The sequence below is a fragment of the Acinetobacter sp. 25-47-122 genome, assembly GCF_056779695.1.
This window is the reverse complement of record NZ_JBWYIJ010000007.1, coordinates 156,025-171,076: the sequence shown is the minus strand read 5'-3', so window position 1 is coordinate 171,076 and position 15,052 is coordinate 156,025. Positions and strand designations below refer to the sequence as shown.

Annotated in this window: 11 protein-coding genes and 1 pseudogene; 7 read left to right on the top strand and 5 right to left on the bottom strand. The window is 31.9% G+C overall.

The genetic code is table 11. From position 1 onward, the window contains the following. From AC1M9P_RS08515 to AC1M9P_RS08490, 6 genes and pseudogenes are all read left to right on the top strand, one after another. Positions 1 to 3,992 (top strand): BapA/Bap/LapF family large adhesin (locus tag AC1M9P_RS08515; RefSeq protein WP_481587324.1); only part of this gene is annotated, 3,992 nt, incomplete at its 5' end. Positions 3,993 to 4,440: 448 nt separating this feature from the next. Further along, a pseudogene (locus AC1M9P_RS08510) lies at positions 4,441 to 5,341 on the top strand (IS5 family transposase). Positions 5,342 to 5,526: 185 nt separating this feature from the next. Further along, positions 5,527 to 8,988, top strand: coding sequence for a hypothetical protein (locus AC1M9P_RS08505; RefSeq protein WP_481587323.1), 3,462 nt, complete (start codon positions 5,527 to 5,529; stop codon positions 8,986 to 8,988). Next, positions 8,988 to 9,464, top strand: a complete 477-nt coding sequence (locus AC1M9P_RS08500; protein WP_481587322.1) for a PleD family two-component system response regulator — start codon at positions 8,988 to 8,990, stop codon at positions 9,462 to 9,464. Before AC1M9P_RS08505 ends, AC1M9P_RS08500 begins: the two co-directional genes overlap by 1 nt. Beyond that, the gene (locus AC1M9P_RS08495; RefSeq protein ID WP_481587321.1) at positions 9,461 to 10,672 is read left to right on the top strand and encodes a 5'-methylthioadenosine/S-adenosylhomocysteine nucleosidase family protein; all 1,212 of its coding nucleotides are present in this window, start codon (positions 9,461 to 9,463) and stop codon (positions 10,670 to 10,672) included. Before AC1M9P_RS08500 ends, AC1M9P_RS08495 begins: the two co-directional genes overlap by 4 nt. A gap of 3 nt (positions 10,673 to 10,675) precedes the next feature. Beyond that, entirely contained in the window at positions 10,676 to 11,158 is a 483-nt protein-coding gene (locus tag AC1M9P_RS08490) for a RipA family octameric membrane protein (RefSeq protein ID WP_481587320.1), read from the top strand. Between the two features lie 640 nt (positions 11,159 to 11,798). Here the strand turns inward: AC1M9P_RS08490 and AC1M9P_RS08485 are convergent. The 5 genes from AC1M9P_RS08485 to AC1M9P_RS08465 are packed head-to-tail and all read right to left on the bottom strand — an operon-like array spanning position 11,799 to position 14,187. Continuing rightward, complete coding sequence (locus AC1M9P_RS08485; protein ID WP_481587319.1) at positions 11,799 to 12,482, bottom strand: hypothetical protein; 684 nt, start codon at positions 12,480 to 12,482, stop codon at positions 11,799 to 11,801. A 12-nt stretch (positions 12,483 to 12,494) separates the two neighbouring features. Continuing rightward, entirely contained in the window at positions 12,495 to 13,154 is a 660-nt protein-coding gene (locus AC1M9P_RS08480) for a Tox-REase-5 domain-containing protein (protein ID WP_481587318.1), read from the bottom strand. A 1-nt stretch (position 13,155) separates the two neighbouring features. Further along, entirely contained in the window at positions 13,156 to 13,500 is a 345-nt protein-coding gene (locus tag AC1M9P_RS08475) for a hypothetical protein (RefSeq protein WP_481587317.1), read from the bottom strand. After that, complete coding sequence (locus tag AC1M9P_RS08470) at positions 13,493 to 13,990, bottom strand: DUF4123 domain-containing protein (RefSeq protein ID WP_481587316.1); 498 nt, start codon at positions 13,988 to 13,990, stop codon at positions 13,493 to 13,495. Before AC1M9P_RS08470 ends, AC1M9P_RS08475 begins: the two co-directional genes overlap by 8 nt. Then, entirely contained in the window at positions 13,987 to 14,187 is a 201-nt protein-coding gene (locus AC1M9P_RS08465) for a hypothetical protein (protein WP_481587327.1), read from the bottom strand. Before AC1M9P_RS08465 ends, AC1M9P_RS08470 begins: the two co-directional genes overlap by 4 nt. An 88-nt stretch (positions 14,188 to 14,275) precedes the next feature. On the opposite strand from AC1M9P_RS08465, the gene AC1M9P_RS08460 reads away from it, so the two are divergent. Beyond that, positions 14,276 to 14,974 (top strand): hypothetical protein, encoded by a 699-nt coding sequence (locus AC1M9P_RS08460; protein ID WP_481587315.1) that lies wholly within the window; start codon positions 14,276 to 14,278, stop codon positions 14,972 to 14,974. Positions 14,975 to 15,052 lie beyond the last annotated feature (78 nt).

The following is a 15,052-nucleotide window of genomic DNA, read 5'->3' as shown; positions in this document are numbered from 1 at the left end:
CAGCGTTACCTGAGGCAGTACAAGCAGAAAAAGATGCGCTACAAGGTCGTTTAAATGATCTGGTTGATATCACTTTACCAACAGTAAATGATGAAAACGAAGATGGTGTGGATGATGCCGTTGCAGCACTTGAAGAAGCGACAGAAGCAGTAGAGGCGGCTGAAGCAGCATATGCTGAGTCAGAGCAAGCACTAGCAGATGCCGAAGCAGATGGTTTAATCACGCCAACAGAACTTGCTGAGCTGACTCAAGCACGTGATGATGCTCTTACTGCTAAAGAAGATGCACAAGCGAAAGTTGATGCACTTCCAGAAGGAACAGACAAAGACGCACTGGATGCACGCTTAGATGATCTAGTCGACATCACCTTACCAGCAGTAAATGATGAAAACGAAGATGGTGTGGATGATGCAGTTGCAGCACTTGAAGAAGCGACAGAGGCAGTAGAGGCGGCTGAAGCAGCATATGCTGAGGCAGAGCAAGCACTAGCAGATGCCGAAGCAGATGGTTTAATCACGCCAACAGAACTTGCTGAGCTGACTCAAGCACGTGATGATGCGCTTACTGCTAAAGAAGATGCACAAGCGAAAGTTGATGCACTTCCAGAAGGAGCAGACAAAGACGCATTGGATGCACGCTTAGATGATCTAGTCGATATCACCTTACCAGCTGTAAATGATGAAAACGAAGATGGCATAGCAGATGAGTACGAACAAGTATTGGCAGATGCTGAAGCAGCAGTAGAGGCGGCTGAAGCAGCATACGCTGCGGCAGAACAAGCGCTGATCGATGCAAATGCCAATGGCCTCATCACCCCAACAGAACTTACTGCACTGACTCAAGCACGTGATGATGCACTTGCTGCGAAAACAGAAGCACAAACAAAAGTGACAGCGTTACCTGAGGCAGTACAAGCAGAAAAAGATGCGCTACAAGGTCGTTTAAATGATCTGGTTGATATCACTTTACCAACAGTAAATGATCAAAATGAAAATGATATTTCTGATGATATTGATACTTTACTAGCGGGGGTCGAAGCTTTAATAGAAAGTGCTGAAGAAGCTTATACAACGGCTGAAGAGGATTTAGCTGACGCCTTGCAAGACGGTACTGTAACACAGGCAGAGGCTGATAAATTGCAAGAGTCCCTAGAAGCTGCTCAGGCAGCAAAAACTCTTGCACAACAAGCATTAGACAATATTGATCAAACTTCAGACGCGATTGAAGCTGCAAAAGCTCTATTGCAAGAAAGAATAGATGATCTCGTAGATATTGAGGTACCTGAGCCATTTGCAACAGCGAATAATGATGTGCAATTGGTATTGGATATCACACCGACTGTAGATGTTAATGAAACACCAACAGAGCTTAACTCAACAGGATTTACAGTGGGTTCTGTTGGCTTAGGTCCAGTGTTAAATGCAAGTGTGCTTGAAAGCGTATTTAGCTCTTCAGTTTCCCTTTCAGTCGAAGAAGGCACCGAAAGAGATATTAGTTTCTATGCTGATGCTGGTGGTCTTACAGCAGGGACGATGAACTTATTTATGTATAAGTTAAATGAGTCAACTGGTGAATATGAATTAAAAGAAAAAATTGATAATTGGTATCTCGTTGTATTAGGTGGTGTGTCAGAAACGATAAGTCGTTCTTTAGATGAAGGAGAGTGGCTCATTGTATTAGGTAACGGCCAAGGGTTGTCAGCTGTTACGGGGTATACATTAAGATTTGAATCAGATGCTGTACGTGATTTTAATAATCCAGAAGCTGTGACAGGAACAATAAACGGTAATGTGATTACGGATCAGGATTATCAAAATGGTACAGATGTCGTCCCAGAGGGTAGTAAAATCAGTGGAGTTACTCATGGTGAAGATACCATTAATCAATTTACAGATGGTATTGCAACAATTAAAGGGGAGTATGGCACTTTAACTATCTCTGAAAATGGACAATATACATATACAGTAGATCCATCATTTAGAGATTACGGTGAAGTTGATCGTTTTGTATATGAGGTAACGGCACCAAATGGTGAAAAACGCACAGCTGAATTAAATATTGAATTAGTGCGTGTTGCCACAGATGAAAATGCCATCATTGATAATACAGTATTACTTGATGTTACTCCTGATTTAACTGAAACCACAGGCGAAGCATTAGGTATTTCAAATGCAGTCGCATTGAATTTACTTGATCTAGGTATTGCTGGTGATGTGTTGTCTGCAAGTGTAATTGGTACGGAAGGTGTCATGGACTTTACTGTTGAAGACGGTACTTTCCAAGAAATGACCTTTACTGGTTCCGCGGGCGGGGTAACGCTACTTTCAACATTTAGTTTGGTTATCTATCGTTTAGATGAGAATACTGAACAGTTGGTTCAAGTACATGAAATTCCGAATTTTGTTCAAGTGATCATCGGCGGTGGTGTTTCAACTCCGGTAACATTGAGTTTTGGTGAGGGTACTTACGTTGGTATTATCAAACAAACTAGTGGTGTAAACGTAATTGGAGGAGCATCGGCTCAAGTTACAGATGTCAATATTTATGATTATGCAAACCCAGAAACGATAACTGGATCAGTTCAAGGTGATGCAACCCCGATTACGACAGATAAATTAATATTGGTGAATAACACTGATGTAGTGGAAGGAGAAGTTTTAGTTGTACAGGGTCAATATGGCTCACTCAATATTAATACTGACGGTACTTATACATACAATGTTACAGTTCCACAAAGTACAGTAGGTTGGACTCCACCATATGGTGAGATTGATCGTTTTGAGGTTGTAGTGGAACGAGCAGATGGCACAACTTACATTGAAGTTCTCAATATTAAGATTGATACCAATACAGTAGCTAACGATGCAGAAGTTGTAGACGTTCAAGCTGCAAACTATTCAACGCTCAATGAATCTGTAGAGTCTGGAATTATTGGATCTGCAAGTCGTACATTAGAATTTAAAGTTGAAGAAGGATCTTATATTAGTAGCTTAGATCTCCAAGGGAATATCACTCGTACTTTAACTAATGATAATCCTTCAATGAGTGTTGTGATTAATAAGGTGACTACTCAGCTTGTCAACGGCGTTGAACAACAAGTGCTTGAACAAGTTTATACCGGAAATGTTAGTATTACATGGCCAGCTGGAACAACATTTAATCCTTCGACATCAACGACTTATGCTTCAGAAATTATTTTAGATGATGGCAAAGTGCTCGATGCAGGTGATTATGTTATTTCAATTAACACAACGAGTGGTACATTTAATTCAGTGAATGTATCTAGTGCATCAATTACTGGAATAATGATCAATAATATTACTCCAACTGATACACCATTGATTGAGGGTGATTTATTTGAAAATGATACAGCTATCGACCAAATTGATATTCTGAAAATTGGATCTAAAGAGCTTTATGTAAATGATCCAGCTAAAGGTGGTCAAGAGTTCACAGTTCAAGGTAAGCACGGTGTCCTTACTGTGTTCAAAGATGGCACCTATGAGTATCAACCATCAGGTTTAAGTGGAGGTCTGGAAACATTCACCTATACAACAGTTTCTAAAGCGGGAACATCACAATCTGCAACACTTGAAATTAATGTTTCGATGACGTTAACTGGAAGTGATGAGGCAGATACCGTACAAGCATCTGCTTCAATCGATACTTTTACTCTTGGTGAAGGTGCTGATACAGTCCTTTATGATGTGCTCAATCAAGCTCAACATACCGAAAGTCCAGATATTTGGACTGACTTTAATCAAGCTGAAGGTGATCGAGTTGATATTTCTGCTTTATTAAAAGATCAGAATGTTACATCGTCTAACATTGGTGAATTTGTAACGATCAAACAAGATGGTGCAAATACGGTGATTAGTGTTGATACTGATGGGGCTAAAACGAAATATAACCCAACTGAGCTTATTGTTCTGCAAAATACAGATAGCAGTCTTTATGCGATCGATGAACTGTTAAAATATAATCAAATTTAATTAAACAAATGAAAAGAGGTCTTTCGAGACCTCTTTTTATTTTTAAAAAATGTGAAATCAAAAGTAATTGGTATAAAAAAATAAAATACTAATAATTTGAATAACTTAATTTTTGAAGAACAAACATTTTATTTGTTATTTCGTCATTTGGAAAATATTCTAATAAAAGAAAATTCATTATGGAGACGCGATTGCAACAAAAAAATCATATCCAAGCACCATTTTATAGAGCTTTATGTGTTAGTTATCAGGGGTAGACCTAATCATAAAAAAATGTTGTTTAGGATTTATTGATAATAAAAAATAGTAATGATTCAAAAAATTAAATTCCTACTCCAAAGAGATTTTCATCTCTATATTTAGACCTGTTTTTTAAACGTTATTAAATAGAATAGGCTTTGTTGCACAAACCTAGCCTAGAAGATTTATTCAGTCCTATAATTTCAAAATGAATAAACCTACTCCTAAAACCTATCGTACAACCAATTGGTTTTCTTACAACCGAGCTTTAATAAATCGAGGAAACCTCTCGATCTGATTTGATCCGACTACTCAATGGTATGCACAATCAAAAGGCAAACATGGTAGAAATTAAACCTATTCCGATGCCGCTGTTCAATGCTGTCTTATTATTAAATCTCTATTTTATGCATGATCACTGGCTTTGTTCAGAGCCTCATTAAACTTTGTGGATTAGCAGCCCCGAATTCAGTGATATTCGTATTCAACTATTTGTAGAAGACAAAAGCATATTGATATTGCAATTAGCTATTAAAAAAGTCGTGATGGTCTCCACCTACTCGTCGACTCTACTGGCTTGAAGTTTTTAGGTGAATGTAAATGTAAAAAAACATCAGCCTCAATATCGTCACCAATTGCGTAAATTTCACATTGGTATAGATGCTGAAACGCTGCAAATAAGGGCAGTTCAGCTCACGATAAATAATGTCAGTGATTTACAAGTACTCGGGGATTTATTTGATCAAATTTCACTTGATGAGCGGATTGATTCTGTCTATACAGATGGGGCTTATGACACGAAACATTACAGAAAAGTCATTTCAGATCGATAGGCATATGCGGTGATTCCATCAAGAAAAAATGCGAAGCCTTGGAAAGACAAAAAGCTGAGATCTTTAGAGAGAAATGAATTATTGAAAACGCTCAAGCACCTAGGAATAACCATTTGGAAAAAGTGGTCTGGGTATCATCGCCGAAGCTTAGTAGAAACCAAGATGCATTGCATCAAATTATTGGGAGATAAACTTAGTGCTAGGAACTTTTAAAGCAAAGTGAAAGAGATTCATGCACGTGTGGCAGTATTAAATAAATTTACGGAACTAGGCTGAGCTCATACCCAAGTTGTCACTTAAATTTGAGTAGATTAGGAAAACTCTATTTTTTAAATCTTTGTTCAACAAAGCCCTAATAAACTGAAAATCATAAAGTTGAGTGATTTAGAAATATATTAATTGTCTCTTATACATAAAATTACATATACTATAAAAAGAACATTATTTATTTTAAGAAAATTATGCAAGATCAGAGACTTATTAAATTTCAAAATAAAATTCGAGGGCATATTGCTACTAGAAAGGACTCTTCTAAAACTTATAAAGGTAAGAATGTAGATCTCTTAAATGAAAAATTAAGACGTGATGTCTCTGAAACTTTATTTAATGCAAGACTTGCAGTACCACCAAATAAGTGGAATTACTTTATTAATTGGACATATACCCAAGTAACGTCACAAGTCAAGGATTACAATGATTATTCAACTACGACATATTGTGATGCGGCAGGTCTTTATAAAAAAATGGAAAAATTGCCTTTACATCAAGAAGTTGAATGGATCAGTTATTTGATAAAAAATAATAAAGATAAGATTAATGCTTTTATTGAGGTAAATTCTGAATTAGAAAATTATATATTTAATAACGATTATGCTCTTACGGTTAAATTATTAGAAAAATTTGATTTAGAGCATGGAGCATCACTTACAACTATACAATTCAGAATCGCTGTTGAACATTTTTTTAATGGTCTTCAAGCACAAAAAACATATTCAAATCAAATAAGAACTAAACATAAACAAGGTTTATTATCCTTTATTACTTACTTTACAAGTGTAAGAAACGAAGATAAAACTATTTTTTCAAAATATTTGGATGATATTAAAGAAAGAGTTAATAATCATTTATATTATAAAAAGACAAGATGGACACAAAATTATTTGTTATATAGGTTGGGTAATATTTGGCCAAATAATATCGATGAAATTTCTGATATTTTTATGGTAGAGCAAACAAACTCTATTATAGATATATATGAAACTACAATAAGTTTTTTTCAAAAATGTATTTATGAAAATAAAACAGAATTTTATAATTTAATTGATAATAGCTTGATCCATTTTGATGGAATTAAAGATCATAGATTAGAGAAAATTAAAATTTTCCTAAATGGCAAAAAAAGTAAAATTATGTCGTTTCATGATATTCAGGAAAGAGATAACTCTATCTTTCACAGTATTTTTAATGATATAGAGGAATATTATAGTGAGCAAAAAAATAAAATTATATCTAATAGGTATTATAGTGATATTTGGTTGAATTTATATTTAAGCCTAATTAAAAAAGATAATAAGGAAGAAGATAGCCTAATTGATATATTGAGTAAAAATCTATTTGTTTTTTTAAGTTCTACAAAGAACAAGAGTAAAACACATAATGATTTAATTAAAACTTCTATAAATTTCAATTTACTTAAGTCAGTAAAGGACTTAAGGAACTTTTTAGATCAATTTTATAGTGATAGACCTAGTAATAATTATGAAATTAAAAAAATTTCCCTCAATAGTCCTCTTATAGGTATTGAGGAAGGGTGTGATTATGATTATGAATCACTTGCTAGTAGGGTATGGAATTATAAAACTTTAAGTACTGATCCTCAAAAAGCTATTGATATATCAAACTTAATTGAATCAACAGTGCAAGCTAAAAATCTTGATTATCCAAAATCCATAAAAATTTTGGATTCGATATCTACTGAATCAATTATTATTAATAATCTTAAGGATGAGATACTTATTAATAATTATTTCTTAAATAATAATATTGATGATATTCTTCGGCTTATTCTAGATAAAAATATTATTACTGAATATAAGGATAGAAGCTCATATTTGAAAATATTATTAAATGAATTTACTGAAGAGCATTATATTGAAATAGGTAATCCTCTGAAAAAGGTTAATCTTTTGCATTTTGCTTCCATATTACTTAGTAATGATGATTTATCGACTTATACTAGAAGATGTATAAAAGAAGTGTGTAATTTTTATAGAGTAAATCTACCATCAGAAATAAAAAATATTTCTGATAAGGATGAAGAATTAATTAATTTTTTAAGTAATGTTTGTATCCCTAGTAATTTAGAACTTTCACGTATTAAGATTTTATCTAGTACTGAGGAGGTTAATAAAGAACGTATTAAAATATTAGAAAATCTGACAGTAGTAGATAAAAAGTACAGTGAGATTTATCAACAAGAAATTATGAAAATTAGATATCGAATGCTATTGGATGAAGGACAACGGTTAGTTGCTGCTTCAAGAATACATGTTGATACAGAAGGTTTTAAAAAATGGGCTATAGATGAAGTTAGTGAAGACTTTGAACGATATCTTGATTTATTAAAGATTGAAGGAAATATCCAAAATACAGACTATTCTGAAATTCTTCAGAATATGATTGATGGTGGCCCGTCTGAATCTTCGTTCAAACCTACAAGTGATGCTGATGCATTATTGATGAATATTGTTAGAAAACTTCAAAATGCATTCTTATTTAATTCGAGTTTCGGGTTAGATTTCTTTTTAAGTAAAAGGATTAGACACCAATCATTTATTGGGAAACTACGTGCTCCACTTGAAAAAAGCCAATTAATAACAACTAAAACTACTGAGAATGGTAGTTATCGAGATAATGAATATTGGTTAGATAACCTTTGCAATTCAGATAATAGTTGTAGAGAAAAACTGCGCCCAATTTTTAATGATTTTTCAAAATCTTTTGATGAATGTCTGATAAATCTCAAAGATGAAAAACTTCAATTACGTTCAGATGAAAAACCAGCAGGTTTAATTCAATCATCTTTTTCTAGTAATTTAATTGAGATTTTAAAAGTATATTTTGATTCTTCTTTAAGTGATTCATTAGATACATTTATTGACTTATTATGGGCCTCGATTAATACGTCATTAATGACCACAAGAGAATATATTACTGCCACAATAAGTAAACAGATAGGGTTGCAATTCGATAAGTTAAAAGCACAAGTAAAAAGAGAGTTACCTCATATTGAATCTGAGTTCTACGATTTTGATTTAAAGATAACTGAATGTGGTGGAGATGTTCAAGGAGCTTTGGTAGAAGTAGGGGGTTGGTTTACAAGAAGTGATTTAGAAGCACATACAAAATATCTTTCGCCGGACGAAATAATACAATTAGCATTTGATACTGCTAAAAAATGTTTAGATAAACCATTAAATAATCTAAATTATAATGTAGATACTTCTAAATCAACTAATCAACTTAGTATTCCTTTTTCTAATCTTCCATTTATTAATGATGTACTATTTACATTATTAAATAATGTACTTCGTCATTCATATTTAGAAAATCCTGAAATCGATTGTGTTATTTCATTTGATGAATATTTGAAAACATTAAATATATCAATGCAAAATACTTGTAGTCCTAAATCTAAGTCAAAAAATATATCAATTGTTAATGAAATTAGACAACTTATAGAAAGTAATAACTTCTCATCTAGAACACGTTTAGAAGGTAAAAGTGGCTTAATTAAATTAGCAAATTTAGCTTCTCAGTCTAAGCAAAGTTCAATCACATTTGATTATATTGGAGATACTAAGTTCAAAGTTGATTTAGTACTTTCATTTGTAGTTAAACAATTTGATTTAGAGGAGGAATAATGAAAATTTTGCTTGTAGAGGATGAAATTCCTAAAAAAGAACATCTTAAATCTTTTATTGAGACAATTTTTATTGAATTTCAACATGAATACAGTATTGAGTTTGCATGTTCAGTAAATTCTGCTTTAGATCGTATTGAAGAAGTAGTTCCTGACTTACTGATTCTAGATATGTCACTTCCAACTTTTGATATTAACCTAGAAAAAAAAGAATTTGGTGGTAATCCTCAAGGTTTTGGAGGAATTGAGGTGTTAAAAAATTTAAAGATTGATAAAATAATTTGTAAAACATTAATTATCACTGGTTATGAAGCTTTTAGTAAAAAGAACTCTAAACCTGTAGATATTAATACGATAAAAGCTGATCTTCTTGTTAAATATCCTGAATATATTATTGATGTTTTACATTTTAATTCAACATATGATACTTGGAAAATTAAACTTAAAAACTCTATCGAAGATCTAATTAAGTTATGAAAATTCTTATTATTGATGATAACCCTCGTAGATATTCTGAGCTGGCTACTCAACTAGATAATTTAGGTTTAGCTAAGGATGATTATAAAATCGTTGATTGTGTAAATACTGCAGAAAATTTAATTAAATCTAATTATTATGATTTAATTGTTTTGGATATTTTAATTCCTTATTACAATTATGGGGATGCAGATAAACAAGTCTCTTTAGATTTTTTTGACTATTTACATAGTGATGAATGTACTCAAAAACCAGAAAAAATTATAGGAATAACCTCTGATAAATCAATTTTAGAAAATACCCAATCAAAGTTTCAAGCTTTTACTTGGCAGATTATTGAATATTCGGATTCCAATGATGAATGGTTAAAAACATTATTGGCTTATATTAATTATTTAATTCATAAAAATCAAAGTGTAGAGAATAATTATCATCATGCTGTATTAATTGTTAATGCACTTCTCGAGCCTGAATTAACTGCTATTTTAGAGTTGCCTTGGAATTGGAAAAAAATAGTAATTTCAGACAATGGGCTTTTAATTCATAGTGGTGATATTACTATTGAGAACAATACAGTTAAAATTGCAGCTATTCATGCTACAGAAATGGGAATGGTTCCAACAGCAATTTTAACAACACAACTTTTTCAGGTATTAAAACCTCAAGTTGTTTGTATGACTGGTATATGTGCTGGCAATTCCAATGAAGTAAAGTTAGGTGATGTAATTGTTGCTTCTACATCATGGGATCATCAAAGTGGTAAAAGGGAACTTTCTACGGATGGGGTTGTATTTAAATATTCACCGAAATATATTCCACTTCAAGATCCTATTAAACGTGACTTTCAAAATCTTTCTCAAGAAAATGCTTTTGAAAGTTTAAAAAATGAAATTAAAGGTATTTCTTATTCTCCTAAATTGCGCATCGGTCCGATGGCTTCAAGTTCTACAGTTTTAGCAGATAATGATACTCTAACGACCATTGTAAGTACCCAAAATCGAAACTTATTAGGCATTGATATGGAAGTTTTTGGTCTGTACAGTGCTTGCTATTATCATTTTGAGAACGTTTATTATTTTGCAATTAAAGGTGTTTGTGATTTTGCTGATTCTGAAAAAAATGATAATTTTCAAGAGTATGCTGCAAAAAATAGTGCGTTTACTTTGGATTTATACTTTAAAAAAAATTTACTTAAACTCTTAAGGTAAAATATGAATAGGCTCGAAATAAATCAAACCCTTCTTGATCATGCTTGGAAATATTTTGAAATCCATTCTGATCAGCGTATTAAATTATTTAATTTCTATTTAGTAATTATTGCAGCAAGTGGATCTGCTTTGACTTATATACTTCAAAATAAAAATCAAAGTTTATTAGGGGTATTTTTAGGTTTGTTTCTAGTTTTTGTTTCATACATATTTTGGAAACTTGATCAAAGAACAGCTTTTTTAATTAAACAGGCTGAAAGAGTATTAAAAAATTTAGAAAAAGAATATGATGCTAAATATTATTTATTTAGTAATGAAGATGTGGAATTTGCACAAAGTAATACTAATCTTGGTAGTTTTACAAAAAAATATTCGTATAGAGTGTTATTTAATTCTACCTTTTTATTTACTTCTATTTTAGGTGTTGTTTTTACCATAGTATCTTTGTTTGAATTTTTTAATATCTATCTTTGTAGTGTTAAATAGTAATGTAACATTTTACTAGTGCTATTTGATTATTTAAATATATGTAAAAAAATAGAGCCATCTAGGCTCTATTTTTTTTAAGGGTTAATGTAACAAGTTTGAAACATCTTAAGGTAACAATCTTGAAATATGTGTCAAAAATCTCATATCAACTGTCATTTAACGATAGCGTGATCTCCTCACGCGACACATAAGTTGTCATTTTGCTAAGTGTAAATCAATAAGTTAACGATCGTTGCGACACATAATGACATTTTTAGCGACACAACCTATGTCATTTTTTGGATAAAACGACACAACCTGTGTCATTTTGATAAATACAGGGTTTTAAAGGTATTATTAAAAATACCTCTAGATAATTGATTTATATGAAGTGTGAATATCGTGAATGTAGTTAAACATCTTAAGAAAGTTATGAAAATAATAACTATTTTAGTCAAAGTGGGAGTTTGGCCACTTGCAAGTTATGATAGACCACATAAAACCGTGTAACAGTCTTTAAAAAGAAATCACGGAAGGCTACGACAAAAAAGCCCGATTAGAAATGATCGGGTTTTTTCGTTGTGTCATAAGAGTGTGATTTAAACTAATAAATGAAAATAATTGTCTATAACACCTATTACTTTGATTTTAGGAATTGCTATTGCTCAAAAAAATCTTCAGGTAATTCAGCTTCAGGAATCACTCCAAGTTCAACTAAGGCTAAAGAGTTTTCTTGTACTTTTCTCTTCATTTCATCTAATTCACTTGTCCAATTTTTATCAAAAACAAGGATATTACCTTTATTTAAATCATTATCTATTTCAATATTTTTATATAAATGAGGAATAGAGTCTATATCAATAGTTTTAGATACATAACAAATTGAAGTGGTTACAAGTCTATGAGGGTATACATTTATCTCTGAAAAAAAATTATTACTTAGGTACATATATTTAAATTGGATATGTTCAAGTAGAACTTTCAGAATTTCCACTACTTGCTCATATGTCATTATTTTTTCAAAGTTCATTCTGAAGTCAAAAGTATCAAAATTAATACTTCCGAAATTTGAGTTATCTTCGCCATTCCATAAGGAAAAACTTTGAAATGGATCATTTTCTCTTAATGTTATTAAAAAATTATCCGCTTTTTCTGAAGGAAATGGATAATCAAGAGGAGGGTTTTTCCCAGTTGGATTATTAATATACCATGTAGAAAAAATAGGATCGATTACAACAATTTTTTTTACGATTTCTTTTAATGTGTTCAACTGTGATTGAATATCACTGCTTGATGATGGTAGTCGTTTAAAAAAACGAGTATTAAGAAAAAATTCGCTCATGTTCGATCCTATTTATAATGGCATGTATATAGAGGTCACAATAAGCCCTCCATTACTATCAAAGAATGTTTTTGCTTCTCTCTCATAAAAATACCAAGTAAGTTTTGTTGTTTTATATGGAGTAATTACAGTTTTTTGCCTTCTGGCTTCTAAAACTAACCCATTAAAAACATCCATTTTTAGAAATCTAGGTTTTTTAGGGTCTAAAAATTGTGAATATTGTCCTTTTGCTTCGACCAAAATACATTCCATTGGCCATAGCCCATCAAATGATGTACCAACCAAATTCCACTCTTCGATTGGAGTAGTAGCCTTTGTATTTCCATCTGCTATATATGGCGTATAGGAGTTAAATGTTAAGGGATAACTAGATAAATTTGATATTTTTATTTGATACTCTGTATTAACTTCGGCGCCCATTGAACGCTTAATCAGATGTTTATTACCTAACTGATAGGCTTCACACTTATTGCATCGCTCTTGCTTGGTTCTATCTTTAGTGACCTCTTTAGCTAAAACAACAGCAGCCATTCCTTTAGTCGCTTCAATACCAATAGTTTTTCCACCTTGTGTCAAAACTACTTCTTTTGCTCCAGTTGTTGCAACTCTACCTCCAACTGATGCACTTCTACCACCAGCTGTAGCTAATCTTAAAAGTAAACCCCATGCCATTTTAACTCTCCCTTAATTCATGAAATTCTAAGGTCGACAATAGATCTTTTCCTCTAAGATTTGACGCATATATAAATTTCTGTACATCTACATCCTGGAGCAGATCTTTTCTTATGATGGTATTCCATACAATAAGTTGTGAAATTACTTCGTTATCTGTTAATAACAATGAAATCAATAAATCAAAACTTTCATAAATTGCTGGCCTTAACTTTTCATAATTGACTTGATACTCAAAAAAAGATTGTTTGTTATCTAAGAGATAATGATAAATTTTTTCACATAACTCTTCTCTATTTTTTACTTTTTCTAAGCTATCTATTTGATTTTTATTTAACTTAAGCATCGTTTTTTATCTCGTATATAAGGTGGTTAAGTAAATAAGAAATTGATTCCAAACCCTCCATGAATTGTTTTTTTTGTTCATTTGTAAAAATCAAAGAAAAACGATTTATTACACGAGGGTCGTAATATCTAAGAATTCCAATTCCACCATCCTCCAATTCAAGATAGAGTTTTTCTAATAGTTTATTTTTTAATTGTTTTGTATCCAAAAAACTTCTGATCAAAATCATAGAGTCTTTAGCTTTCATAAGTTTTATGTGATTACTTATTTGATCCTGTCTTAGTTTTGATAAATCAAACAATATCGGTCCATATTCATGGGCTTCCTCTTCATATGTTCCTTTGAATAAATAAATACCATCCCCATATGTGTAGGAAATATTGTGTATCCCAGTACGATCAATTTGTGCCCCATCAACTAATAAGAAAAATGAATCTTTAATAATTTGATTATTAATTAATTGATCTAGATTATAATTTTGTAAATTCATCTTCTAACTATCCCTAAACCTTCTCTCGCTGCTTTCACAAGACATTCAATGCAGATAGGTTCAGGTAGAACATTTTTAAGCATTGGAACTTGAGCACCTGACTGAAAAAGATGTTGTCCTGCTTTAGCCTCAAACTTTGCAGGCGTAATGATAGTTATTCCAGCTTGATTTATGATGATCTGAGAGCCACCAGCCATAGATTTACCTATTTATTATAAGTTTATAAAATTCAACCTTAATTTGGCATAATATAAATGTTGTTAATTCACTAATTTTTCTAAAAGTATGACATTTATCATAGCAATTCAGTTAAATGATAGCATTATTGTCACTACAGACAATAAGAAAATTATTTTAAAAGAGACAGGCGAAGCTCAATTTGATACTAAAAAAATTGCTAAAACTCAATCATGGGATAAAGGGATTATCACTGGAACGGGCGAAAACTATGTGATTAGTCGAGCCATTGAGTTATTTAAGAAACTTACTCAATCAGACATGAATAAGCTTCCTCAATGTTTAGAAATATCACGGCAAATCAGAGAACTAGAATTAGGTAGAGGCTACTTTCAGGTCGAAAACACAAAATTACTTTGTTCAAGTTACAGTGAATATGGTGCACAACTTTATACCATTCAACGTTTTTCTCCATTGGAGCCTTATGAGCTTACAGCAATAAAGCCAATGAATATCACGGTTTGGTTGTTTCACCCAAATATTGAAGCCATTTCTGAAGACCTACAAAACCTTTATGCTGACCTAAAAGACTATGCATCTTTTACGAATCAAACTGACTGGATGAATTACTACATTAACCGTATTGCACCTATCTATCAAAAGCAGAGCCAAGTTGACTCAATGATGAGTCAAAGCTTTGATTTATTTTTTCAGAAAAAAGATGAATATTTTTATGGGCATATCCCGAATAAACAAAATATAACCTTAGAATTCAAAGAAATTTCAACAAAGTTACTGTTCAAGTAATATAGATCTCTTATGTAAGTTGAAATGCCTAAAAACTGTCTTAGTTTTAAAGTTAAGGAATAAGAGGATCAGGGTTAT

Bases quoted from the DNA above. Each gene is read 5' to 3' on its own strand.
- AC1M9P_RS08475 (WP_481587317.1), bottom strand. From the start codon at position 13,500: ATGCTTAAGTTAAATAAAAATCAAATAGATAGCTTAGAAAAAGTAAAA.
- AC1M9P_RS08485 (WP_481587319.1), bottom strand. From the start codon at position 12,482: ATGAGCGAATTTTTTCTTAATACTCGTTTTTTTAAACGACTACCATCA.
- AC1M9P_RS08480 (WP_481587318.1), bottom strand. From the start codon at position 13,154: ATGGCATGGGGTTTACTTTTAAGATTAGCTACAGCTGGTGGTAGAAGT.
- AC1M9P_RS08470 (WP_481587316.1), bottom strand. From the start codon at position 13,990: ATGAATTTACAAAATTATAATCTAGATCAATTAATTAATAATCAAATT.
- AC1M9P_RS08490 (WP_481587320.1), top strand. From the start codon at position 10,676: ATGAATAGGCTCGAAATAAATCAAACCCTTCTTGATCATGCTTGGAAA.
- AC1M9P_RS08505 (WP_481587323.1), top strand. From the start codon at position 5,527: ATGCAAGATCAGAGACTTATTAAATTTCAAAATAAAATTCGAGGGCAT.
- AC1M9P_RS08495 (WP_481587321.1), top strand. From the start codon at position 9,461: ATGAAAATTCTTATTATTGATGATAACCCTCGTAGATATTCTGAGCTG.
- AC1M9P_RS08500 (WP_481587322.1), top strand. From the start codon at position 8,988: ATGAAAATTTTGCTTGTAGAGGATGAAATTCCTAAAAAAGAACATCTT.
- AC1M9P_RS08460 (WP_481587315.1), top strand. From the start codon at position 14,276: ATGACATTTATCATAGCAATTCAGTTAAATGATAGCATTATTGTCACT.
- AC1M9P_RS08465 (WP_481587327.1), bottom strand. From the start codon at position 14,187: ATGGCTGGTGGCTCTCAGATCATCATAAATCAAGCTGGAATAACTATC.